22 protein-coding genes are annotated in these 23,392 nt (G+C 40.9%); 16 read left to right on the top strand and 6 right to left on the bottom strand.

Annotation, left to right across the window (positions count from 1 at the left end; genetic code table 11):
* Window positions 1-157: 157 nt before the first annotated feature.
* Entirely contained in the window at window positions 158-3,391 is a 3,234-nt protein-coding gene (gene rne / locus ACNSN2_RS05350) for a ribonuclease E (RefSeq protein WP_418608711.1), read from the bottom strand.
* A 775-nt stretch (window positions 3,392-4,166) separates the two neighbouring features.
* On the opposite strand from rne, the gene rluC reads away from it, so the two are divergent.
* Both rluC and ACNSN2_RS05360 read left to right on the top strand, forming a co-directional pair.
* Window positions 4,167-5,126, top strand: a complete 960-nt coding sequence (rluC, locus tag ACNSN2_RS05355; protein WP_054200702.1) for a 23S rRNA pseudouridine(955/2504/2580) synthase RluC — start codon at window positions 4,167-4,169, stop codon at window positions 5,124-5,126.
* Window positions 5,123-5,782: an HAD-IA family hydrolase gene (locus ACNSN2_RS05360; protein WP_418608712.1), complete on the top strand. Its 660-nt coding sequence runs from the start codon at window positions 5,123-5,125 to the stop codon at window positions 5,780-5,782. The genes rluC and ACNSN2_RS05360 overlap by 4 nt, the downstream gene beginning before the upstream one ends.
* Before the next feature lie 4 nt (window positions 5,783-5,786).
* On the opposite strand, the gene ACNSN2_RS05365 is transcribed toward ACNSN2_RS05360, so the two are convergent.
* On the bottom strand, window positions 5,787-6,392 hold the full coding sequence (locus tag ACNSN2_RS05365; protein ID WP_418608713.1) for a Maf family protein: 606 nt from the start codon (window positions 6,390-6,392) through the stop codon (window positions 5,787-5,789).
* Window positions 6,393-6,523: 131 nt separating this feature from the next.
* Between ACNSN2_RS05365 and yceD the strand changes: the two genes are divergently transcribed.
* The 14 genes from yceD to ACNSN2_RS05435 all read left to right on the top strand — a co-directional run bounded on the left by yceD (window position 6,524) and on the right by ACNSN2_RS05435 (window position 18,440).
* Window positions 6,524-7,048 (top strand): 23S rRNA accumulation protein YceD, encoded by a 525-nt coding sequence (gene yceD / locus ACNSN2_RS05370; protein WP_008109862.1) that lies wholly within the window; start codon window positions 6,524-6,526, stop codon window positions 7,046-7,048.
* 9 nt (window positions 7,049-7,057) lie between these two features.
* The gene (rpmF, locus tag ACNSN2_RS05375) at window positions 7,058-7,228 is read left to right on the top strand and encodes a 50S ribosomal protein L32 (RefSeq protein WP_008109865.1); all 171 of its coding nucleotides are present in this window, start codon (window positions 7,058-7,060) and stop codon (window positions 7,226-7,228) included.
* Between the two features lie 12 nt (window positions 7,229-7,240).
* Window positions 7,241-8,278, top strand: coding sequence for a phosphate acyltransferase PlsX (plsX, locus tag ACNSN2_RS05380; RefSeq protein WP_418608714.1), 1,038 nt, complete (start codon window positions 7,241-7,243; stop codon window positions 8,276-8,278).
* Between the two features lie 55 nt (window positions 8,279-8,333).
* The gene (gene fabD / locus ACNSN2_RS05385; RefSeq protein ID WP_054200706.1) at window positions 8,334-9,260 is read left to right on the top strand and encodes an ACP S-malonyltransferase; all 927 of its coding nucleotides are present in this window, start codon (window positions 8,334-8,336) and stop codon (window positions 9,258-9,260) included.
* A gap of 11 nt (window positions 9,261-9,271) precedes the next feature.
* Window positions 9,272-10,018, top strand: coding sequence for a 3-oxoacyl-ACP reductase FabG (fabG, locus tag ACNSN2_RS05390; RefSeq protein ID WP_010389634.1), 747 nt, complete (start codon window positions 9,272-9,274; stop codon window positions 10,016-10,018).
* 250 nt (window positions 10,019-10,268) lie between these two features.
* Window positions 10,269-10,505: an acyl carrier protein gene (gene acpP, locus ACNSN2_RS05395; RefSeq protein ID WP_008109873.1), complete on the top strand. Its 237-nt coding sequence runs from the start codon at window positions 10,269-10,271 to the stop codon at window positions 10,503-10,505.
* 269 nt (window positions 10,506-10,774) lie between these two features.
* The gene (fabF, locus tag ACNSN2_RS05400; protein WP_054200708.1) at window positions 10,775-12,013 is read left to right on the top strand and encodes a beta-ketoacyl-ACP synthase II; all 1,239 of its coding nucleotides are present in this window, start codon (window positions 10,775-10,777) and stop codon (window positions 12,011-12,013) included.
* A 68-nt stretch (window positions 12,014-12,081) separates the two neighbouring features.
* Complete coding sequence (gene pabC, locus ACNSN2_RS05405) at window positions 12,082-12,879, top strand: aminodeoxychorismate lyase (protein WP_418608715.1); 798 nt, start codon at window positions 12,082-12,084, stop codon at window positions 12,877-12,879.
* A complete protein-coding gene (gene mltG / locus ACNSN2_RS05410; RefSeq protein WP_138571355.1) occupies window positions 12,879-13,865 on the top strand; it encodes an endolytic transglycosylase MltG in 987 nt (328 codons plus the stop codon). Before pabC ends, mltG begins: the two co-directional genes overlap by 1 nt.
* A 5-nt stretch (window positions 13,866-13,870) precedes the next feature.
* Window positions 13,871-14,497 (top strand): dTMP kinase, encoded by a 627-nt coding sequence (gene tmk / locus ACNSN2_RS05415; RefSeq protein ID WP_010389641.1) that lies wholly within the window; start codon window positions 13,871-13,873, stop codon window positions 14,495-14,497.
* A gap of 1 nt (window position 14,498) precedes the next feature.
* Window positions 14,499-15,413 (top strand): DNA polymerase III subunit, encoded by a 915-nt coding sequence (locus ACNSN2_RS05420; protein ID WP_418608716.1) that lies wholly within the window; start codon window positions 14,499-14,501, stop codon window positions 15,411-15,413.
* A 12-nt stretch (window positions 15,414-15,425) separates the two neighbouring features.
* Entirely contained in the window at window positions 15,426-15,752 is a 327-nt protein-coding gene (locus ACNSN2_RS05425) for a PilZ domain-containing protein (protein ID WP_010389644.1), read from the top strand.
* A 17-nt stretch (window positions 15,753-15,769) separates the two neighbouring features.
* Window positions 15,770-16,549 carry a TatD family hydrolase gene (locus tag ACNSN2_RS05430; RefSeq protein ID WP_024601403.1) on the top strand — a complete coding sequence of 260 codons (780 nt, stop codon included), beginning with the start codon at window positions 15,770-15,772 and terminating at the stop codon, window positions 16,547-16,549.
* Between the two features lie 4 nt (window positions 16,550-16,553).
* Window positions 16,554-18,440, top strand: coding sequence for an alkaline phosphatase D family protein (locus ACNSN2_RS05435; RefSeq protein ID WP_418608717.1), 1,887 nt, complete (start codon window positions 16,554-16,556; stop codon window positions 18,438-18,440).
* Window positions 18,441-18,579: 139 nt separating this feature from the next.
* On the opposite strand, the gene ACNSN2_RS05440 is transcribed toward ACNSN2_RS05435, so the two are convergent.
* The 4 genes from ACNSN2_RS05440 to ACNSN2_RS05455 all read right to left on the bottom strand — a co-directional run bounded on the left by ACNSN2_RS05440 (window position 18,580) and on the right by ACNSN2_RS05455 (window position 23,216).
* Window positions 18,580-19,896 (bottom strand): O-antigen ligase family protein, encoded by a 1,317-nt coding sequence (locus ACNSN2_RS05440; RefSeq protein ID WP_198527812.1) that lies wholly within the window; start codon window positions 19,894-19,896, stop codon window positions 18,580-18,582.
* A gap of 64 nt (window positions 19,897-19,960) precedes the next feature.
* Window positions 19,961-20,506, bottom strand: a complete 546-nt coding sequence (locus ACNSN2_RS05445) for a hypothetical protein (protein WP_418608718.1) — start codon at window positions 20,504-20,506, stop codon at window positions 19,961-19,963.
* A 21-nt stretch (window positions 20,507-20,527) separates the two neighbouring features.
* On the bottom strand, window positions 20,528-22,534 hold the full coding sequence (locus tag ACNSN2_RS05450) for an EAL domain-containing protein (RefSeq protein ID WP_418608719.1): 2,007 nt from the start codon (window positions 22,532-22,534) through the stop codon (window positions 20,528-20,530).
* A complete protein-coding gene (locus tag ACNSN2_RS05455; protein ID WP_054200716.1) occupies window positions 22,518-23,216 on the bottom strand; it encodes a transglutaminase-like cysteine peptidase in 699 nt (232 codons plus the stop codon). The genes ACNSN2_RS05450 and ACNSN2_RS05455 overlap by 17 nt, the downstream gene beginning before the upstream one ends.
* Window positions 23,217-23,392 lie beyond the last annotated feature (176 nt).

Genomic DNA, 23,392 nt, shown 5'->3' on the forward strand with positions numbered 1-23,392 from the left:
AGAGCTTGCTCACGTGTGAAGCGAAGCTTCAAATGTTTTAACCTTAACCCGCTCCTCGCAGCCCGAACCCCGTTGCGAGTTACATAAATATCAGGCATTAAAAAACCGCGTTAAAATCAATTAACGCGGTTTTTTAGCTGTTAACTAAACTTAGTGCTTATTCAGCATTAAGTGTTTTAGTCATTGCTGAGCTTGCACGACCAGCAGGTTTTACCGAGCCAGGGCGAAGGCCACTGTCAGGGATTAACTCACGTTTGTCATGTGCCATTGCAACTGATGTATGCTTTATTTCGCTATCAGCTACTGGTGTTGGCTGTGCCATTGGCGCACTTGCATGTCCAGCTGTAATCACTGTTTTAGCGTTTACATTAGCTGAGCTCGCTTGCGACACTTTCTCAGGCTGACTTTCAACTACAGGCGCTTCTTTAGCTTCTACAGGAGTTTCAGTAGCACTAACCGGTGCGGTTTCAGCTTCAACAGCGACTTCTTCAGTTTGCACTTGTTCTTCAGTTTTTACTGGCTCTTCAGTTTGCACTGGTTCTTCAGTTTTTACTGGTTCTTCAGTTTTAACTGGCTCTTCAGCTTTCACTGGTTCTTCAGTTTTTACTGGTTTTTCAGTTTTCACTGGTTCTTCAGTTTTTACTGGTTCTTCAGTTTTAACTGGCTCTTCAGCTTTCACTGGTTCTTCAGCTTTCACTGGTTCTTCAGTTTTCACTGGTTCTTCAGCTTTCACTGGTTCTTCAGTTTTTACTGGTTCTTCAGTTTTTACTGGTTCTTCAGTTTTAACTGGCTCTGCAGTTTTTACTGGTTCTTCAGTTTTTACTGGTTCTTCAGTTTTCGCTAACTCTTCTTCAACAATGTTTTGTTCAACTGCATCAGAGGCATCAACGGCCGTTTTATGTGCTTTTGCTTTTAGCTCTGCTTCATATTCAGCTGCAGCTTGATCAGCAACGGGTACAAACGCAGGCGCTTCATCAGACTTTTCTTGCGCGTTTTCACCTTCAGGGCGACGACGACGCTGACCTGATGCACGAAGATGACGTGGTGAACGACGTGAACGAGTGCGTGTTTGCTCTTGTTCTTCATCTTGTGATACTGCGTTATCGTTTGAATCAACAACAGCTTCTGCTTGTTCTTTAGCAGGTGCAGGTGCTTTTTCATCTGATACAGGCGTTTGCTTTTCAACAACAGGTGCTTGCTCTTTCACTTGTGGCTTTTCTTCTTTCACCACAGGTTGCTCAACAGCTTGTTCTATTGTTTGAACTTGCTCAGCACTTTCGTCTTGTACGCGAACTTTTTTGCGTAAATTACGACGTTGACGACGTACTTTAGGCTTTTGCTCTTTTGGCTCAGCATTCTTATCAGATTTAGGTGCAGTATCCGCTTTTTGAGTTGCCTCTGCTTTTACTTGCGTTTTATCTTCTGTTTTATGCTCAGGACGTTTACGCGTATTTGAATTACGACGGCGCTTATTGCGGTTTTCATTCTTTTCTTGCGTATCATTTACAGGTGCTGACTCATTTTTAGTTTCAGAATCTGTATTACGTTCGTTGCGTGGTTTATTACGTGGGTTATTATTGCGACGACGTTGGTTGTTGTTTCGACGACGATTATCATTGCCACGGTTGTTATTGGTACGCTCTTGAGATTTCTTATCTGTAGACTCTTGTGTTGTTTGCTCACTTTCACTTGCAAATAACGACTTAATCCATTTACCAAGTGCAGTAAATAAGCCAATTTCAGCTTTTGCTTCTACTACCGGCGCTGCTTTTGCTGCTGCTTGTGGAGCAGGGCTAGAAGGCATAACGACACCTTTAAGCTTCGGCTCTTCACGTACAGATGCTGCAGGCGATTTAGACATTTCAAATGCTTCAGGCTCAGGCGCAACAACTTGCTCATAACTTACTGTTTCAAGTGTTTCGTCTTTACGTAAACGCATAACTTCGTAATGTGGTGTTTCCATGTGTTGATTAGGAATAATCACTACATCACATTTATGATGCTTTTCAATGCGGTGAACGCTACGACGCTGCTCATTTAATAAATAAGCGGCAACGGCAACAGGCACTTGTGCGTTTACTTGTGCAGTGTTGTCTTTAATCGCTTCTTCTTCAATCAAGCGTAAAATTGATAGTGCAATTGACTCGTTTGAACGAATAGTACCTTGACCACTACAACGTGGACAAACACCTTGGCTTGCTTCACCTAGTGAAGGGCGTAAGCGCTGACGCGACATTTCAAGTAAACCAAAGCGCGAAATTTTGCCAATTTGTACACGAGCACGATCTGGGCGAGCAGCATCTTTTAAGCGGTTTTCTACTTCACGTTGATGACGTGGAGGTGTCATATCAATAAAGTCGATAACAATTAAACCACCCAAGTCACGTAAACGAAGTTGACGTGCAATTTCATCCGCTGCTTCTAGGTTGGTGTTAAGTGCTGTTTCTTCAATATCACCGCCTTTTGTTGCTTTAGACGAGTTGATATCAATAGAGGTAAGTGCTTCAGTAGGGTCAATAACAATTGAACCGCCTGACGGTAAACGCACTTCACGTTGGAACGCAGACTCAATTTGGCTTTCAATTTGGTAATGCGTAAATAATGGTGTGTCACCTTGATAAAGCTTAACGCGGCTCATAAAGTCAGGACGAAAACGCTCAATGTGCGCTTTAGCTTCTTCAAAAACACGTGGCTTATCAATTAAAATTTCACCAATGTCACGACGTAAATAGTCGCGAATAGCGCGGAAAATCACGTTACTTTCTTGGTGAATTAAGAATGGTGCTTTAGCACTGTCTGCCGCTTGTTGAATGGCTTCCCAGTGGACTAATAATGCTTTTAAATCGTAGTTTAGTTCTTCAAACGATTTACCAACACCCGCAGTACGTACAATTAAGCCCATACCTTTAGGTAGTTCTAGGCGGCTTAGCGACTCTTTAAGTTCAGTACGCTCATCACCTTCGATACGACGAGAAATACCGCCAGCACGAGGGTTGTTAGGCATAAGCACTAAGTAGCTGCCGGCAACACTGATAAAGGTAGTTAATGCTGCACCTTTTTGGCCGCGCTCTTCTTTATCAACTTGTACGATTACTTCTTGACCTTCTTTGATCACGTCGCGAATATTCGGACGACCATGGAAGGTGTAACCTTGCGGGAAGTAAGTACGAGCAATTTCTTTTAATGGAAGGAAACCATGACGATCAGCACCGTAGTCAACAAATGCCGCTTCTAAAGATGGTTCAATGCGTGTGATTTTGCCTTTGTAAATATTGGCTTTTTTCTGTTCGTGACCTGGGCTTTCTATATCTAAATCATATAGGCGCTGGCCGTCAACCAGTGCTACGCGCATTTCTTCTTGCTGCGTTGCATTGATTAGCATACGTTTCATAATGTTACTCTACTAGTTTATGTCGCTGACATGACGATGTTTTTCTCGCCTGTTCAGGTGTTCCTATTTTTAGAATGTGCAGCCTCACGACTGGGTCTTTAACGGAACGGCTCTGTATTTTGGTACGCAGTATTTTAAATGCCGGCAAACAATAGGGTGTTATCACGCTATTAAATTCTAAAAGGATTCAAATGTGTCGGCTATTTAGCTCAATACACGTTTTATCCAGAAGTTGGCCTGTCATATCAATCTTGTTAAATGCATTCATATTAGGTGCGTAGGGCTCTTTAGGTTCAAACCATAGTTTCGTTTTTAAAACTACCGTTATCTATTTTATGAGCAAAAATCGCTACCGATGTTAATGAACGCTTATTTATTAGATTTTTTTAGTTCTAAATAAGCTGCTGTACGGTACTACTACAATATTTGAGCGAATTCTGAACGGCGTGTTTTTACGCCGTCACTATCAGACAAATTATCTGTTCATTGCTTTTACTATCACATTAAAAATCAATTCATGTTCAAACTTAACCAGCAATATATTACGCGCATTGCCGTTAGTTGTGCGCACGTGTTAACTGGGTATGTATAAAAGCTTTGGAAAACTTAACTCGGATCTGTATGATCGGTTACCCAGAATGTGCATCACGAATGTTTTGTTGTGTTAAAAAGCACCGTTGTTATTTGCAAATAATAAATATTTGCGCTGCTGATTATCCCACTATTATAACCGTGTTAGCAACTAAATTATTTTACTTAAATCAGTGATTAGGCAATGTCAGAAAAAACCGGCTTACAAGTAACTTTTGTCACTATCAACGAAGACCACTTAGGTCAGCGTATTGATAACTTTCTTATTACCCATTTAAAAGGGGTGCCTAAAAGCGCAGTTTACAAAATTCTTCGTAAAGGTGAGGTGCGTGTAAATAAAAAACGTATTAAGCCTGTTTATAAATTGCAGCTAGACGACGTTATTCGTATACCGCCAATTAGAGTGTCAGAGCGTGAAGAGTTTGTACCGTCAAAACTCGATAAAGTAACGCGCCTCGAAGACGATATATTATTTGAAGATAAATACCTAATTGTTATTAATAAGCCCTCAGGCATGGCTGTGCATGGCGGTAGTGGCTTAAGCTACGGGCTTATTGAAGCATTACGTGTTTTACGCCCAGAAGAGCGCAGCCTTGAGCTAGTGCATCGGTTAGACCGCGATACTTCAGGTTGTTTACTTATTGCTAAGCGTCGCTCAGTGCTGACCGCTTTGCATGAGCAATTACGCGAAAAAACCATGGAAAAAAATTACTGGGCATTGGTAGAAGGCCAATGGGACTCTAAAACAAAAAATGTAACGGAAGGTTTGCGTAAAAATACCCTTAAATCGGGTGAGCGCGTAGTACGTGTTGATAACACGGAAGGTAAACCGTCGCATACTCGTTTTAAAGTGCTTGAGCGTTATAACGATTGTTCATTAGTACAAGCATCCCCTGTAACTGGTCGTACTCACCAAATTCGTGTGCACACTCAGTGCCAAGGTCATGCCATTGCGTGTGATGATAAGTACGGCGACCAAGGGTTTGACGAGTCAATGCGTAAACGTGGTTTAAACCGCTTATTTTTACACGCTCATGATTTAAGCTTCTACCATCCTAAAAACGAAACCACCATGCGAGTAGAAGCACCGCTGGATAAAGCACTATCAAGCTGTTTGGTTAAACTTAGAGCAGCAAAAGCGTGAATTTAACGCCGATTAAAAAATATAAGCTAGTAATTTTTGATTGGGACGGCACCATTATGGATTCAATTAGCAAAATCGTTAATTGCATTCGCAAAAGTGCCCAATCGCTTAATATTGAGCCGCCAAGCGATACCGCCAGTAAAAATATTATTGGTTTATCGCTTGAAAACGCAATCGCAACCTTGTTCCCTGAACGCAGTGAGCATCACGAAGCGCTTATTGCAGGGTATAAACAGCAATATGCACTTGATACCACCCCAACACCGGTGTTTGATCACGTTGCACAGGTACTCACTGCGTTAAAAAGCCAAGGCGTAATATTGGCGGTTGCCACAGGTAAAAGCCGAATAGGGCTGGAACGCCTTCTAGATGAAAGCCAGTTGCGTCACTTTTTTAGTGCTACGCGAACCAGTGACGACGCTAAATCAAAGCCAGCTCCTGATATGCTTTATCAATTGCTTGAAGAGCTAGGGGTAAGTGTTGATGAAGCGCTAATGATAGGCGACACCCAAATAGATATGGCAATGGCAAAAGCCGCAGGTATGGATAGAATAGGGGTAACCATGGGTGTGCACAACGCTGCGCAACTCAATGAATTAACCCCGATTGCAACCGCTAACAACTATCAGCAGTTGCAAAATATATTACTCGGTTAATCAGTTAATTTGCGCTAGGCACTTGAGCTGCTAATACATCAACACCAAACTCAGCCAATAATTGGCTGAGTTTAATGAGTGGTAAACCAATTAAACTGTTTGGATCATCACCACTGAGTCTCTCAAATAAACAAATACCCAAGCCTTCACTTTTAAAACTTCCTGCACAGTTATAAGGTTGCTCTGCATCGCAATAAGCACTTATTTGCGCCGTTGTTAACGTTTTAAAGGTCACATTGAATGGCTCAACAATGGTTTTGCATTGCTTAGTGTCTATATCGTATACACACAAGCCAGTTAAAAAAGTGACTGTTTGCCCGCTAAATAAGCTCAATTGCTTTATTGCGTTTTCTTTATTGTGCGGCTTACCTAATATTTGCTGATTAAATACAGCAACTTGATCTGAGCCAATCGCGAGACCTTGGTCAAAATGAGCGACGGCTGCAGCTGCTTTTAATTCACTGAGGCGCTTAACAAGCGTGCTTGGTGTTTCGTTTTTATGCGGCGTTTCGTCAACATCTGGCGAAAACGTTTCAAACGGCAGATTAAATTTTTGTAATAAAGACTGCCTAAATGGCGAGCTTGAGGCTAATATAAGGGGGTGCTTCATGGCATGTTTTCCTAGCGTAAATCAGATTGAGTTAGGATAAATCAGATCCGTGAGTAAAACACGTGAAAAACAACGTAAAATTGGTTTTTTACTTTGACTAACTTACTAACTATCTATATGATGCAGCCCCTATGCAAAAGGTGAAAATTCCCATCACCCTTCATCCGGGCAAAGCAGCTCAGCATCGTTTAAAGTATGACGGCGTTGTACCGCTTGAGAAACTTCCTCGTTTACGAGGGGTTATCCAGGAAGAAGTAGGTGAAATAGCGGTAAAAATTCATTGCAAAAACGATGAGCAAGGTTTAGTTGTGATTAGTGGCAATTTGTCCACACACGTAACTGTAACTTGTCAACGTTGTAATGGTGATTTAGGGTTGGATTTGGATCAAGACTTTGTGTATTCGCCAGTCGGTTTGGATGCAGAGTCAGATGATCTTCCAGAAAGCTACGACGAAGTAGCACTTGATGAAAATGGTGAAATAGACGTATTTGAGCTAATCGAAGACGAACTTATTTTAGCAGTGCCATTAGTGCCTACCCACAACGAAGCTTCATGCAGTTATACAGCAGAGCCTGCCAGCTTTGGTGTTTTAAAGGCGGAAGATGATAAACCAAATCCATTTGATATTTTGAAACAACTTAAGAAAGATTCTTAGGAGAAGACTATGGCTGTACAAAAAAGCAAAAAGTCTCGTGCAAGACGCGGCATGCGCCGTTCACACGATGCGATCAGTGGTCCAACTTTAACTGTAGACCAAACATCTGGTGAGACTCATCGTCGTCACCATGTGACTGCAGATGGTTACTACAAAGGCGTTCAAGTAATTTCTAACTAAGAGATTGCTTATATGCTGACTAATCTAACCATAGCGTTAGATATGATGGGGGGCGATTATGGCCCCCGTTCATCTATACCCGCAGCCGTTCGTGCGGTAAATGCTAATGCCAACTTAAAACTCATTTTATGTGGCAACGAGCAAGTAATAGCTAAACAATTAGAATCACTCGATTCACTTTCTCATCCCAGATTAATAATTCGCCATTGTAACGACGTTGTTACCAATGCCTGCGAACCCGCTGTTGCTGTACGCTCAAAAAAAGATTCCTCCATGCGAATTGCCCTTGATTTAGTTAAATCGGGTGAAGCGCAAGCCTGTGTTAGCTCTGGCAATACAGGGGCGCTATTTTTTATGGCGCATTACGTATTAAAAATGCTTCCAGGGGTTAAACGTCCCGCACTTATCTCTGCTGTACCTACTGAACGTAAAAACCCCGTTTACCTACTCGATTTAGGCGCCAACGTGCATTGTGATGCACAAATGTTGTATCAGTTTGGCATTATGGGATCAGTGGTTGCAGGTCAAGCACTTGGCTGCGATAACCCTAAAGTGAGTTTATTGAATATTGGTGCTGAAGATATAAAAGGCCACGAAGAAATTAAGCAAGCCGCACAATTAATGCAACAAAGCGAGCTGATTAATTATATTGGTTACAGTGAAGGCAGTGATATTTTTTCTGGCAAGGCCGATGTTATTGTCTGTGAAGGCTTTGTTGGTAATGTTGCACTTAAAACCTGTGAAGGCATTGCTAAACTTATCATGAAAAAGTTTACCCGTGCCCTTGAAAAGCACGTCGTTTACAAGTGTATGGCGTTTATGTTGGCGCCAATCATAAAAAAACTCTATAAAAGAGTGAACCCCGACCAGTATAACGGCGCTTCTCTGGTAGGATTGCGCGGTATTGTTGTTAAAAGTCATGGAAATGCCTCAGCTAAAGCATTTCATGCTGCAATCGACGAAGCAGTGAAAGAAGTAGAACGTCAACTTCCAGATAAAATAGCTGCTATTTTCGAAAAAACACATTCTAAAGACACGGCGGTTGAATAACAGTTAACGTGCCGTGTTACACATTATTTATTTTGTTTAATTATAAGAGCAAATTATGGCACAAAAAATTGCACTTCTTTTTCCAGGTCAAGGCTCGCAAACTGTGGGTATGTTACAAGAGCTACTAGCGAGTTCTGACATAGTAAAAGCCACATTTGCAGAAGCTTCAACCGCACTTGGTTACGATCTAGCAGACCTTGTACTTAACGGTCCAGAAGAAAAACTAAATCAAACACACCGTACTCAGCCTGCACTATTAACCGCAAGCGTGGCTATTTATCGTCATTGGTTAGCTGCAAACCCAGATGCAGACGTCGTTATGGCAGGTCACAGCTTGGGTGAGTATTCAGCTTTAGTATGTAGCGATGTGATCAGTTTAAGCGAAGCCGTAAAACTGGTTGAAAATCGCGGTTTATACATGCAAGAAGCCGTACCTGCTGGTGTAGGTTCTATGGCCGCAATCATTGGTTTAGGCGACGATGAAATTAAAGCCGCTTGTGCAGCAGCGGCACAAGGTGAAGTGGTTTCTCCAGTAAACTATAACTCGCCAGGGCAAGTGGTTATTGCCGGTCATAAAGATGCAGTTGATAGAGCCTCTGTTGCTTGTAAAGAAGCCGGAGCAAAACGTGCACTGCCATTATCGGTAAGCGTACCGTCGCATTGTGAACTAATGAAACCAGCTGCTGAGAAATTAGCCGCCGATTTAGCCGCTTTAACATTTAATACACCTAAGTGTGATGTAATTAATAATGTTGATGTAAAAGCAGAAGGTTCAGCAGATGCAATTAAAGAGGCATTAGTGCGCCAGCTGTATAGCCCAGTACGCTGGACCGAAACGGTTCAAGCACTGGTTGCACAAGGTGTAACGCAAAGTTATGAATTTGGTCCTGGTAAAGTACTAACCGGGCTTGCAAAACGTATTGATAAAGCGATGGTGTGTGGTTCAGTTAACGACCTTGCATCAATCGATTCAGCTAAATAAGAGTATATAAAATGAGTAATTTATTTTCTTTAGAGGGCAAAGTTGTCCTGATCACTGGCGCTAGCCGTGGTATTGGTAAGGCCATTGCAAACACATTAGTAGCACAAGGTGCAAAAGTAGCGGGCACAGCAACAAGCGAGTCGGGTGCGGCTAAAATTAGTGACTACTTAGGTGATAACGGTAAGGGCTATGCGTTAAACGTAACCGATCCTGCATCGATTGAGGCGACATTAGCGGCAATTAAAGCCGATTTAGGTGATATTGATGTATTAGTAAATAATGCAGGTATTACGCGCGATAATTTATTGATGCGCATGAAAGAAAATGAGTGGGATGATATTATCGATACCAACTTAAGTTCTATCTTCCGTTTATCTAAGGCCGTACTTCGCCCAATGATGAAGAAAAAGAACGGCCGTATCATCAATATCGGCTCCGTAGTGGGTACTATGGGTAATGCGGGTCAAGCCAACTATGCAGCAGCTAAAGCGGGTGTTATCGGCTTTTCTAAGTCACTAGCGCGTGAAGTAGCTTCTCGTGGTATTACTGTAAACGTGGTAGCACCTGGTTTTATTCAAACAGACATGACCGATGATTTGACAGATGAGCAAAAAGCAGCAACGCTTGCAAACGTACCTGCGGGTCGTTTAGGTCAGCCAGATGAGATTGCAGCTGCAGTATGTTATTTAGCATCTGACGCCGCTGCGTATGTATCAGGTGAAACTTTGCATGTAAATGGTGCGATGTACATGGTTTAAGTTCGCAATGCGAATTAAATAAACTATAAATTGCATGCGGGTTTGCTAAAAAATATTGAATTTTTCGCAAACTTGCTTTAAACATACTTGAAATCGCTGTGAAAATAAGCGATAAAAGATAAAATAAACACTCAAGAGGTTTGACCAGCAAATTATTTATGGTCAAAAGATTGAATCAGAGAATTATCGGACGTAAACTACGCCGCAATCTGAAAATAACGCATTGGCGTTTTTAATAAAGGAAAGAAGAATGAGCGATATCCAAGAACGCGTAAAGAAAATTATCATCGAACAGCTAGGTGTTAAAGAAGAAGAAGTTAAAAACGAAGCTTCATTCGTTGATGACCTAGGTGCAGACTCTCTTGATACTGTTGAATTAGTAATGGCTCTTGAAGAAGAGTTCGATACTGAGATCCCAGATGAAGAAGCTGAAAAGATCACTACAGTACAATCTGCAATCGATTACGTTACAGCTCACGCTGAGTAATTAATCGCAAATTAAGGGCAGCATTCGCTGCCTTTAATCTTTATATCCAAACCACCTCAAAGTCCATGATTCAATTCCAAACCCTCACTCATCATCAGCAATTAAATTGTTATTGCTCAGCGTTGGTTATTGGTTTGAGACTCGCACTTTGAGGTAGCTTGGGTATGATCATCCCCAATACTAATAACATAACTAGCAACAGCGTTAGCGCTGAAATAAACTGAGCTAAGTTAATTGGTATAATAATAATTCCTTATTGGAGGCAAACCGTGGCTAAACGTCGTGTCGTCGTAACTGGCTTAGGAATGTTGACGCCGCTAGGCAATGATGTTCAATCAACCTGGCAAGGCTTATTAGATGCTAAAAGTGGTATTCAAAATATTACCCACTTTGATACATCAAAATTTGGTACTCACTTCGCTGGTTTAATCAATGATTTTGATGCATCGGCTTACATGTCACCAAAAGATGCTAAAAAAATGGATTTATTTATCCAGTATGGCATTGCAGCGGGTGTTCAAGCTTTTCAAGATTCTGGCCTCGAAGTTACTGAACAAAACGCATCACGCATTGGTGTAGCGGTGGGTTCAGGCATTGGTGGCTTAACCCTTATTGAAGAAAACCACGTAAAATTATTAAACAGCGGCCCACGTAAGTTATCGCCGTTTTATGTACCGTCTACCATTATTAATATGATCTCGGGTCATTTATCGATAATGCATGGCCTCCGTGGTCCTAATATTTCAATTGTAACGGCATGTACTACAGGCCTGCACAACATTGGTCACGCCGCACGTATGATTGCCTACGGCGATGCCGATGCAATGGTTGCCGGTGGTGCAGAAAAAGCATGTACGCCAATTGGAATGGGTGGCTTTAACGCCGCACGTGCGCTTTCAACGCGTAATGACGATCCACAAGCAGCGTCTCGCCCGTGGGATAAAGACCGTGATGGTTTCGTACTTTCCGATGGTGCCGGTGTGGTGGTTGTTGAAGAATACGAACACGCTAAAGCCCGTGGCGCTAAAATTTATGCAGAACTTGTTGGTTTTGGCATGAGTGGTGATGCCTACCACATGACCTCACCACCAGAAGATGGCGCAGGTGCAGCCCTGGCAATGGAAAACGCATTAAACGATGCGCAAGTAAATGCTGAGCAAGTTGGCTACATTAACGCACACGGTACGTCTACTCATGCGGGTGACAAAGCAGAAACGTCAGCAGTTAAAACCATTTTTGGTGATTCAGCTAAAGATGTAATGGTAAGTTCATCAAAATCTATGATGGGTCACTTACTTGGAGCTGCAGGTTCTGTTGAGTCGATAGTGTCTATTTTATCGTTGACCGAGCAAAAAGTGACGCCAACAATTAACTTAGATAACCCAGACGAAGGCTGTGATTTAGATTACGTACCGCATACAGCACGTGATGCTAAACTTGATTACGCTTTGTGTAACTCATTTGGGTTTGGTGGTACTAATGGCTCGTTACTGTTTAAAAAGGTATAATCTTTTTTAACAACGAACGACAATAAGAACCCAGTTGTTTAACTGGGTTTTTTTATGTGTAAAAAAATATGCAAACAATAATAGCAGCAAACGAAACCAGTAGCATAAGCACCCGTGATAGGGGCTTAAACTATGGCGATGGCTTTTTTACCACCGCAATTATTACTGATGGACAGGTTGAGCATTGGGCTTATCATAAAGCACGCTTGATTGAATGCGCGCAGCGTTTAGGGTTTCCGGCGCTTGAGTTTACAGCTCTTGAGTCGCACATTACTCAGCAAGTAGCATCACAGGCGCAAGCGGTTGTTAAAATCGTGGTAACACGCGGCGAGGGCGGGCGAGGCTATGCGCCACCAAGTGAATGTAATTTAAATATTATTGTGAGTGTTTTACCTTATCCAAAACATTACAATAGCTTACCAGATACGGGCATTAGTTTAGCTATTAGCCCGATTAAGCTGGCCGTTCAACCTCATTTAGCTGGGCTTAAAACTTTAAATAGGCTCGAACAAGTATTGATCAAAAATGCCCTGCAAGCTCAGCACAGCGATGATGCGTTAGTCCTTGATTGCAACAACAATGTAATTGAAACCTCAGCGGCTAATATTTTTGCAATAAAAAATAATAAAGTATTTAGCCCAAGGCTAGATGAATGCGGCATTAAAGGTGTTTTTCTACAATCTTTATGTGATAAATTAGCTGTTGAATTTAAAACTGTCAGCGTTGATGACCTTACCCAAGCAGACGCCGTATTTTTATGTAACAGCTTAATGAAAATTGTGCCCGTAAAAAGCCTAGACGAGCACTATTTTGATATTGTGCACAGCCAATCATTACTAAACGAGTTACTAGCCAAGGAGGCTTAGTGTTAAAAGTTATATTATCAGTATTACTACTGGCTTTCTTTAGCTCTGTGATTGGCTACCAGCAATTACAAGCAACCATTCAAACGCCACTAAAGGTAGCTACTAATACCCAATTTAAAGTTGAAAAAGGCACCGGTTTTAATAAGTTATGTCGCCAATGGCAACAGCAGCAGTGGCTAGAGGATTGCTGGCGGTTTCAAATATTAGCTAAACTCGATCCAACCTTGACTGACCTAAAAGCAGGTTTGTACGAGCTAAGCGCAGATAGCGTAATAAACAACATAAAAAAAATAAACCAGGGTGAGCAAATTAGTTTTAGTTTTACCATTATTGAAGGTCAAGCACTTAGAGATGTATTAAATACGGTAAAAATTGCTCCACATTTACAAAACGATTTAAAGCTCGAACAGCTTGGCGAGCAAATAATCGGCAAGCAAACTCACCTTGAAGGGTGGCTATTTCCCGATACTTATCATTATCATAGTAACGACAGCGCGAGTAGTTTATTAAAACGCGCTGCGCAAAAAATGCAGCAAACATTGGCAGATGCATGGCAGCAACGGGCAAGTGATTTACCTTACAATACCGCCTATGAAGCCCTGATAATGGCTTCTATTATCGAAAAAGAAACCGCGCTTGCCAGTGAGCGCCCGTTAATTGCTTCGGCGTTTATTAATCGCTTAAATACCAATATGCGCTTACAAACCGATCCAACCGTAATATATGGACTAGGCGAAGATTTTGACGGCGATATCAAACGTAAAGACTTAAGAAATTACACGCCGTATAATACTTATCGTATTAACGGATTACCGCCCACACCGATTGCCATGCCCTCCAAAGAAGCCATTTTAGCGGCGGTAAACCCGCCCAAAAGCGAGTATGTTTACTTTGTAGCCAAAGGCGATGGTAGCCATCAGTTTTCAACCACATTAAAACAACATAATGCGGCGGTTAACCAGTATATTTTAAATAAAAAGAATTAGTGTTTATGAAACCAAAATTTATAGTTATAGAAGGCCTAGAGGGCGCGGGTAAATCTACCGCCATTGCCCTGTGCCAAGATTTTTTAAATCATCACCATGTTGATTTTATCAATGTGCGCGAACCCGGTGGAACACCACTGGCTGAATCGTTACGTACTTTAGTAAAAGCAGAACACCAAGAAGAAATAGCTTTTGAAACTGAGCTGCTAATTATGTATGCCGCGCGTTCACAACTAATGCATAATGTGATCAACCCAGCGCTTGAACAAGGCCAATGGGTATTGGCTGATCGTCACGATTTATCGTCACAGGCGTATCAAGGCGGTGGGCGAGGAATTAGTGCAAACACGTTAGCGTCGCTATCGTCTATGGTGTTAAAAGGTTTAAAACCCGATTTAACTATTTACTTAGATATAGACCCTGTTATTGGCCTTGAACGTGCAAAAGGCCGTGGTGAGCTAGATAGAATTGAGCAAGAAGCCATTGAGTTTTTTCAGCGCACCCGTATGCGTTACATTGAGCTTGCAAATGATGACGACAGCATAAAAACAGTTGATGCCAACCAAAGCATCGATAAAGTGCACCGTGATATTACCAATGTACTACGCACGTTTTTTTCAGGGTTAAAATAATATGGCATTGCCGTGGCTTAATGAGGTAGAGCAACGCTTAACTCAAAGCTATAAAGCGCAACGTTTTCATCATGCGCAACTGTTTTGTGGGCCCATTGGGGTTGGCAAATTTGAACTAAGTGAGCAACTCGCAAACAGTTTGTTATGCCAAAATACGCAAGCACAGTTAAGTAGCCCCACTAGCGTACTAAGACCTTGTGGGCAATGCAAAAGTTGCTCATTAAACTTAGCGGGTACACACCCAGACAAACGCATTACCCAAGTAGAAGGGCAAAGCATAGGTGTTGATGATATTCGCGGCATAAGCAATTTTATGCACCAGTCCGCGGCTCAAAATGGCAATAAAGTAGCGATTATTCAAAACTGCGAAAAAATGACCACCGCAGCCGCTAATGCGTTATTAAAAACCCTTGAAGAGCCAAGTAATAGCCGGTTTTTAATTTTGACTACCAGCCAAGTGGCGCAGTTACCAGCGACTATTTTAAGCCGTTGTGCTAAAACCGAGGTTAAAGTAACTAATAATCAATTAGCTCAACAATGGCTTAGCTCTCTAGATGTGCCTAATTATCCGTGGTTGTCGTTATTTTTTAGCCAACCACTACAAGTAAAGCAGTGGCAACAGCAAAATCAGCTAGAAAATATTGATACGCTTTATAAATTTGCAACTGAGTTTAAACAAAGCCATAATTTCAATGCGTTAGTCGATATAATAAATAAACAGCCTGAGCTTGTTCGTATTTTCACTTTATTTTTGAGTGAGCAGCTTAAACAACAGCTTTTAAATGGTATGAGTTTTGACTCTTACCAAGTAGCTCAGCAAGCGCTGAATGATTTTTTACAGAATAATATACAAATACTTGGGCTAAATTTACCGCTTGCGGTATCACGACTAGCGTACATATTACGTAACCAATAAAAAGGACTAAATATGCAAGAGCTATTAGTAGATATAGACGACCTTGACGAACTATATCGCTGTTACATGCCTTTTTTAAAAAAAGGTGGCTTATTTGTACGCACCAATATGCGTTATGAACCAGGATATTCACTTGCCTTACGCGTTACCTTGCCAGATGCGCTAGAAGATGACGTGGTAACCGGAAAGGTTACGTGGGTCACTCCACAAGGCGCTCAGAGCTCAAATCCACCGGGGATCGGCATTAGCTTTTTAGATGACAAAACCAATCTAAACGCGAAGATCGAAAAACTGCTGGGGACTATGTTAAACTCCGGCAATCCAACTTATACCATGTAGTAAAAACAGGCCTTATTTTGATTGTAGATTCTCATTGCCATTTAGACCGTCTTGATTTTGATAAACTCGATTTAAACCTAGACCAAGTACTTGATAACGCTCGCGCTAAAAAAGTAGAACATTTTTTATGTGTAAGCGTCACACTTGATCAGTTCCCCAATATGCTAGAGCAAATAAAACATTACAACGACGTTTCTGCGTCATGTGGTGTGCACCCGCTTGATCAAAAAGACGCACTCAATAAACAGCAATTAATTGATTTAGCCTCACACGACAAAGTAGTAGCCATTGGCGAAACTGGGCTTGATTATTACTATGCAAAAGACACTCATGCAGTGCAACAAGCGAGTTTTGTTGGCCATATTGAGGTAGCTAATGAATTACAAAAGCCACTTATTATTCATACCCGTGATGCCCGTGCCGATACTATTAATTTAATGCGTGAGCACAAAGCAGAAAATTGCGGTGGAGTATTGCACTGTTTCACTGAAGATTGGGATATGGCCAAAAAAGCCATTGATATGGGCTTTTATATTTCTATTTCAGGCATTGTGACTTTTAAAAATGCGGTAGAGCTTAAAGAAGTAGTAAAACAAATTCCACTCGATCGACTGCTTATTGAAACCGACTCGCCTTACTTAGCGCCAGTACCATATCGTGGTAAAACTAATCAGCCAGCGTATGTTGAAGACGTTGCTTATTACATTAGTGAGCTCAAAGGCATTAGCTTTAACGAGTTGGCAAAAGCCACTACTGATAACTTTTACTCTTTATTTAAATTAGCAGCTAAAGGCTAACCTCATGACGACTCTCTCGGTGCAACACCCACTGTTATTTATGGGGCCCATGGTGCGCCGAGCAGAAAAAACCGCAGTATGTATTCAGTTTGCTACTTCAAAGCCAGTAAATTGCCGTCTAGAGCTAATTAGCCACGAATGTTATAGCGAACAAGACACCATAAGGCTAGGGGAGCATTTATTCTTACAGTTTGTGGTAATTAAACCTATAAACAGCCAATTCCCGCGCGATACCTTATTATCATACCAACTATTTTTTGATGATAGCCCTGTTGATTTATCTGCGTTTAGCTTTAACAATAAGCCATTACCTGAATTTGTGATCCCCAAAAAACTGACACAAATATTACATGGTTCGTGCCGCAATGCGCATCATCCTGCAAAAGACAGCCTAGTAAGTTCAAGCCATTGGCAAGCTGTACAACGAAGTAATGAGCAGCAGGGGGCACAATTATTATTACTTTCGGGCGATCAAATTTATGCCGACGATGTAGCTGGCCCCATGTTATTAGCGATACATCAGTTAATTAAGCACTTAGGTATTTATAAAGAGCAGCCACTTGATTTAGATTTACCCGCTGACATTGCAGAGCAACTGTATGGTCGCCATTACTTGCTGCCAACTACCTCATGGAAAAATCGCTCAAAACTAGGTATTGGCTATTGGTTAAAAAAGGACGAACCGCATTTTTCTAGTGTAAAAGCGTATAACCACCTAATTCATTTTGAAGAGTTTGTAGCGCTATATTTGCTTAATTTTAGTAGCCAAGCATGGCAATACATTGACTTAAATGACTTAAATGACTTAAATGACTTAAATGACTTAAGTTACTCGGGGAGTAACGAAAAAAATCAAACGCTATTTAATGCAGAAAAAGCCGCATTAATTGACTATGCACAAGGTTTAGCAGAGGTAGAGCGATTGTTTGCCAATGTATCTACCTTAATGATGTTTGATGACCATGATGTAACCGACGATTGGAACCTCACCGCAGGGTGGGAGCAAGCCATTAATCAAAACCCTAGCAGCAAGCGTATTGTAAATAATGGCTTAGCGAGCTATTGGTTGTTTCAGGGTATGGGCAACGACGCACTACAAAAAACCGGATCGTTACTGAGCCCTTTTAACGACTGCTTAGCTGGCGACAAGCAATGGCAATTTAAAGCGTTTGATAAACACCTTAACGACTTTAGCCATTGGCATTATGAGTTAATGACCATTCCTAAAGTGGTGGTGCTCGATACCCGTACGCATCGTTGGCGTAACGAGCAAAACTTTAACGAACCTTCAGGTTTACTTGATTGGGAACGCCTCACAGAGCTTGAAGAAAGCCTATTAAGCCATGACCAAGTAATTATTGTATCGCCTGCTCCCGTGTTTGGGGTTAAATCGATAGAGGCAATTCAAGCGGTGTTTAATATGTGTGGGCAACCACTTATGGTTGATGTAGAAAACTGGATGGCGCACGAAGGCTCAGCCAAAAAGTTACTTAACACCTTTAGGCGTACCGACACCCCAAACGAAACGCTGATTTTATCCGGCGATGTACATTATTCATTTTGTTTTTCGGTGCAAAAACGTTTTGGTGATCACCCCAACAGAATTTGGCAACTGACTGCAAGTGGCATTAAAAATGAGTTTCCGCGAAAGCTAATAAATGTACTCGACAAGCTCGACTCTATTTTATACGGCCCCAAAAGCCCACTAAACTTTTTTACCAAACGCTGGCATATGGAAGTAGACAAACACCAAACTAAAGGCAAAGGGCAAAAGTATCTAGTAAGCGATTCAGCGATTAGTTTAGTCACGCTTGAAGCGGGTAATTTAGCAAGGTACCAGTTAATCCACGGCGACGGCCATACCACCGAATTTGATTTAGAAGAGCAGTGATTTAATACAAGAATTAGGTCGCTATTATTGCCAGCTTGTAGCAGTGATTTCATGTCGCGTCATTTTTTTAATGTCGCGAGCGACGGGCGACGGGCGACGGGTTTCGAGATTAGGCCCGTAACCCGACCCCCGCAGCCCGTTAACTTCGTCGTTTTTTAATCCGTTTTGGTGCCGGTAACTTATTGGTTAATATAGCTAAACAAAGTACTACTATAAACAGCATTGAGTTTGCGCCGGCTTGCAAGGAGTAATCAACCGAGGAATGCAGCATCATGGCTACAATGGCCGTTGCACAACCGAACGCAACACCTTGGTAAAGCGCTGTTTTACGTGTTCTCATAGTATTAATACATAACCACAAACAATAAAGCACTAGCAGCCCTAGCAACGCTGTGGCAGGAATACCCAGTTCAACTGCAAATTGTACATAATCGTTATGCGCATTGTCGTAGTAGCCAGAGTAGGGCTCAGATTGATACGCAGGAAACGCAGTATAAAAAGTACCGCCACCAGAGCCTAATAACGGGTTATCTAAAATAAGTGGAATTGAGTCGCGGACAACTTCATCACGTGTTTCCGATTGCAAACTAGTCTCGCTAATACGTTGTTTTACTTTTTCTACATCGAAAATGGCACCAATAATGATTAAATCGATAATGAAAAAGCTCACAATCAGCAATTTAAAGGCCTTAGGCTTTTGCTTATAAACAAACAGCGCCAGTAAGCTCACTATAATTAAAGCGATAAAAAAGGCCGAGTTACCCATACGGCTGCGAGTTAAAATAAGCGCCACAATAATAATAATTAACGAAATTCGTAAAATTATTTTAGAACTCAATAATATTTCGGCCCAAGCGCGTAATGTTTGTTTTACAGTGGGCTGATAACCGCTGTTAGAGCGTTTTAGTTCACTGATTAAAACACCAATACCTAAGCATAAGCACAGCGCTAAATAGTTAGCTAAAAAGTTAGAGTAGGTAAAGGTGCCAATAGCGCGGTCTGTGTGCTTGTAACCAAACAAAGGGCTTACTATATCGGGTGATAAGTTTAAATAACTAGCATACAAAGCTTGAAATACACCGGCACAAATAACAGCATAAATTAATTTTTTAATTCGCTCGGCACTATTGCAGTAGTTAAATACGAGCCAGCTCAACATGAGTAAAAAGCTGGTTTTTAATAACATTTGTTTGGTTTGAAATGCATCAACGCTTACGCTAAATAGTTGTATACCACAAACTAAAACAACTGCACTTAGAGTAAAAAATAGTGGCCAAGAATAGCGGGGTGGAAACAGCGATTGGTTGTTATTTAACACACTGTGGGTAAGGTGAGTAATAAAGGTAAAGCTAGTTAAAATGCCAATAGCTAAAATTGCCCAAGGTCGGTAACTACCTAAAGGAAGAGGGAGTAAAAATAGGGTCAAACAAATAAGAAAGAATATAAAGCGATTCAAAATAAACTCAAACAAAGTAAAAACGCAGCCAATAGGCTGCGTTTAAATATACTAAAAGTAAAAACTAGTTACCGACTTCAGATATACCGTTATCACCGCCTGTACCACCAGAACCTGGAGGTGTAGGTAATGTTGGTAAGCTTATTACTGGTGGAGCTGGCTGGCCAGTACCCGGACCTGCAGCAGTTGCTTCAGAAGCGGTCGTAGCATCAACACCCGCAGTAATTGCTGCCAGTGTAATTGCATCAGAGTCTAAGCCTGCAGCTGTAAGTGCAGCTAAAAAGTCAGAAATTAAAGGGTTATCTGCACCAAAGTTAGCTACAACAGCGGCAACCATTGCATCAATATCTGCAGCGCCACATGCGCCATTAAGCAGCTTTTCGTCTAACTTAACTTCTTCTTTGTTTTTACAAATGCGTTTAATAGCTTCTACTAAATCTTCGCGTAATTGCTCAGGTGAAGTATCTGCTGTTACATTATTCAGAATATCAATTATGCTATTTATGCCCACTTCTTGAACCACCGCAGCATTATCCGTTTGTGCATAGGTTGGAAGAGCAGTAAGTGCTGTTGCGCTAGCGACTAAGCCAGCTAAAAGTAATTTTTTCATTTCTCGTCCCTTGGTTGAGTACTAATTGCAAAATTTTAGCGCATCGGTGCAAAAAGTAAACTCTTTATTTACGCCATTTTCATTAGATTTGATAATTTTTGATGGTGGCAGTATTAAATTACCTTGTACACCATCACATCCTAGGTCTTCAAGTATTTCTAAAGTCTCGTTTTTTTCAATTAAACAGGCTAAAACTTTAATCCCAAAACCATGACAAATATTGTTAACTGTTTGAATATAAAATTGGCTTTGCGGATTAGTTACTAAGTCTTGAATGTAGCTACCATCAATTTTTACATATTCAATATCAAGACCTTGTAAATATCTAAACGATGTTAAGCTGGTACCAAAGTGCTCAATACATACATTAATACCCAACTCTTTAATTGCATCTATATGTAACGATGCAACATGCACATTATACAATAAGCTTATTTCATGCAGTTCAAAGAGTAAGTTAGTTTTTATAACCGGCTTAGTATGCGAGTAAAGAGTAAGCCATTCTATAAAGTCAGTTGAATATAAAGATGCCTTGCTAAGATTTAGTGCAAATACTTCATTTGGGTATTGCTCTTTAATATCAACAAAATTGCGTATAATTTTTTTATCGAGTTCTTCGGTTAAATTTAACTTTTCGGCCATGGCAAATAAGTGGCCGTTATTTACTTTTTCGCCATCATGGATAAAGTGAGAAAACACTTCAAAGTAACATTGAGAATTAACTTTATTAGCTTGTTTTACGGGCTGTACCGAAAAGCTCACTTCACCCGCATTGATAATCGACTTAATCAGCTTACGCCATTGGTTAACGCTAAATAGTGACTCTTTATCGTTATTATCAATTGTAGTGTCTTCGCCTATAGTACACCCGGTGTCAAGCAACGACAGAACTTCACCAACACTTACACCTTGTTCAACTGCAACTATAGCTAAATTTGCATAGCCATTTATGTGTAGACTATTTTCTTTTTTACTTAATGTATCGCTTAGCTCCAAACGAGCTTTGTTTAAAAATAAAACGTCATACGGGGCAAGTAACACAAACGTGCCGCCATTCAATCTAAATACCGTTGAATTTGGTAACTCTTCTGTGACATGTTTCAGTATTTTGGCTGCATCTAATACATGATGGTCACCATCTTGGTAACTTACTATTTGGTTTATATTATTTAATGAGGGCAGGGTAAGCATCAACGCAGTAATTGGCGCATCGTCTGAAATATTATTTACAACAGAATTAAAGTGGTTTTCAAACGACTTCCGGTTACCCAATCCCGTTAACGAATCTATATATACTTCTTCGGTCAGTGCTTGAGTTTGCTTGGTTAATGAATCAAACGTACTTTGTAAGTTTATAACCATGTTATTAATGGCTTGTGTAACGGTGCGTAGCTCCCGTGCAACCGGTATTTCTTTATTTAAGGTAAAGCGTTTGCGAGTTACTAAAGTGGCTTGATCTTCTACTGCTTTTAATGGCTTAAATACGGCGCGTAAAATTAAAAACGCAATAGCGAGTGATGCAGCCAATAGTAAAAACGAGCTATATAAACTGCGTAGTGTGTGTTGCCACAAGGTTAAATACGATTGCCCAGTATGGCTAGTTACATCGAGTGTACCTGCCATCATCCAGCCATTATTTATTTCAGAATGCATAGTTGGCGCACTTAGTTCAACAGCACTAATAAACCAACTAGGAACTGATTCAACGCGTTTAGGGTTTTGTAACTCAAATACAGTATTATTTTGTACATCAGTAAACTTAATTTCACTGTAGTAACCAGAGTCAAAAATAGCGGTTGCCATCGTCTCGGCAATCATTAGGCTGTCGTCTTCTAAATAAGGAGAGATAGAAAGCCCTAAACTAGTAGCGGTGTCTTGCGCATGACTGGCCATTTGCGTTTGTAAGTAATTACGAGTGGTATCCACGTCGGTAATAACGCGTACACAAAATGAAATAATCGAAATTAAAATGATCAAGCCATAAACTTGGGTCTTCAAACTCAATCCATATTTAAAGATTCGAGACATAACTACTAGTTCCTTTGTTGTTACCATTAGCGGGCGCAAGCTCACCTTGTTCAATTCGTTCTAGCATAGTGTTCCAAGCAGAAACTCCACGGCTATTCTTAACCTTATTACCTAACCCTTTCGATTTGGCTAACCACAAGCCTTGGCCGTTAAAACTATATATAGGCTTTAAATCGCCACGATTACTAGCAGGCACTAGTTTAGTATTAAAGTTGTCGAGCACCAACGGTATTTGGTCAGGTTGTTCAAAGTATATTAATACCATGTGCGGTTGATTAACGGTACGTTGGCGTACATACATAAAGCGTATTTTTTCTTCTGGGATACCCAAAGCGATTAAAGTAAAGTATTTAGCAATAACATAATCTTCGCAGTCACCCATGCCTACACCTAAGCTTTCTAGTGGGGTGGCCCAGTAGTCTTTTTTTTGCCAAAGATCGTCATCGGTTTTGTACTTTATATGCTTATTAAAAAAGTCATTAACTAAATGAATTTTTTGCCATTCGCTTTTGTCGGCAGAGTCATCTATAAAACTCAGCCACGTTTTTATTCGTTGGTGGCCTGCATCGCCGTAAAACTGTTTGGCACGGGTAATTATATCGCTATTACGCAAATGTAAAAGCATGTCTTGTGCACAAGCAAAAAAAGACACTAATATAATTATGCAAATTCCTACGCGCACAAATCCCATCCCTTAAAAGTTATCAGCACTATTATATTCCCATTGAAAGTAAATTGATAGATTACAAAAAAGGCAAAAATAACTAGTTAACAAAAAATTAACCTAAAACAATCAAAAAGGCTGCTTTTTATATTGAGCGATTATATGTGTTGTGTATAATAGCCGCCCATATGGTT

The organism is Pseudoalteromonas sp. US3C1013 (genome assembly GCF_048401115.1).
Lineage (GTDB): Bacteria > Pseudomonadota > Gammaproteobacteria > Enterobacterales > Alteromonadaceae > Pseudoalteromonas > Pseudoalteromonas undina.

Coding starts and splice junctions, on each gene's coding strand:
- rne (WP_418608711.1), bottom strand. CDS start 3,391: ATGAAACGTATGCTAATCAATGCAACGCAGCAAGAAGAAATGCGCGTA.
- rluC (WP_054200702.1), top strand. CDS start 4,167: ATGTCAGAAAAAACCGGCTTACAAGTAACTTTTGTCACTATCAACGAA.
- ACNSN2_RS05365 (WP_418608713.1), bottom strand. CDS start 6,392: ATGAAGCACCCCCTTATATTAGCCTCAAGCTCGCCATTTAGGCAGTCT.
- yceD (WP_008109862.1), top strand. CDS start 6,524: ATGCAAAAGGTGAAAATTCCCATCACCCTTCATCCGGGCAAAGCAGCT.
- rpmF (WP_008109865.1), top strand. CDS start 7,058: ATGGCTGTACAAAAAAGCAAAAAGTCTCGTGCAAGACGCGGCATGCGC.
- plsX (WP_418608714.1), top strand. CDS start 7,241: ATGCTGACTAATCTAACCATAGCGTTAGATATGATGGGGGGCGATTAT.
- fabD (WP_054200706.1), top strand. CDS start 8,334: ATGGCACAAAAAATTGCACTTCTTTTTCCAGGTCAAGGCTCGCAAACT.
- fabG (WP_010389634.1), top strand. CDS start 9,272: ATGAGTAATTTATTTTCTTTAGAGGGCAAAGTTGTCCTGATCACTGGC.
- acpP (WP_008109873.1), top strand. CDS start 10,269: ATGAGCGATATCCAAGAACGCGTAAAGAAAATTATCATCGAACAGCTA.
- pabC (WP_418608715.1), top strand. CDS start 12,082: ATGCAAACAATAATAGCAGCAAACGAAACCAGTAGCATAAGCACCCGT.
- tmk (WP_010389641.1), top strand. CDS start 13,871: ATGAAACCAAAATTTATAGTTATAGAAGGCCTAGAGGGCGCGGGTAAA.
- ACNSN2_RS05420 (WP_418608716.1), top strand. CDS start 14,499: ATGGCATTGCCGTGGCTTAATGAGGTAGAGCAACGCTTAACTCAAAGC.
- ACNSN2_RS05425 (WP_010389644.1), top strand. CDS start 15,426: ATGCAAGAGCTATTAGTAGATATAGACGACCTTGACGAACTATATCGC.
- ACNSN2_RS05435 (WP_418608717.1), top strand. CDS start 16,554: ATGACGACTCTCTCGGTGCAACACCCACTGTTATTTATGGGGCCCATG.
- ACNSN2_RS05445 (WP_418608718.1), bottom strand. CDS start 20,506: ATGAAAAAATTACTTTTAGCTGGCTTAGTCGCTAGCGCAACAGCACTT.
- ACNSN2_RS05450 (WP_418608719.1), bottom strand. CDS start 22,534: ATGTCTCGAATCTTTAAATATGGATTGAGTTTGAAGACCCAAGTTTAT.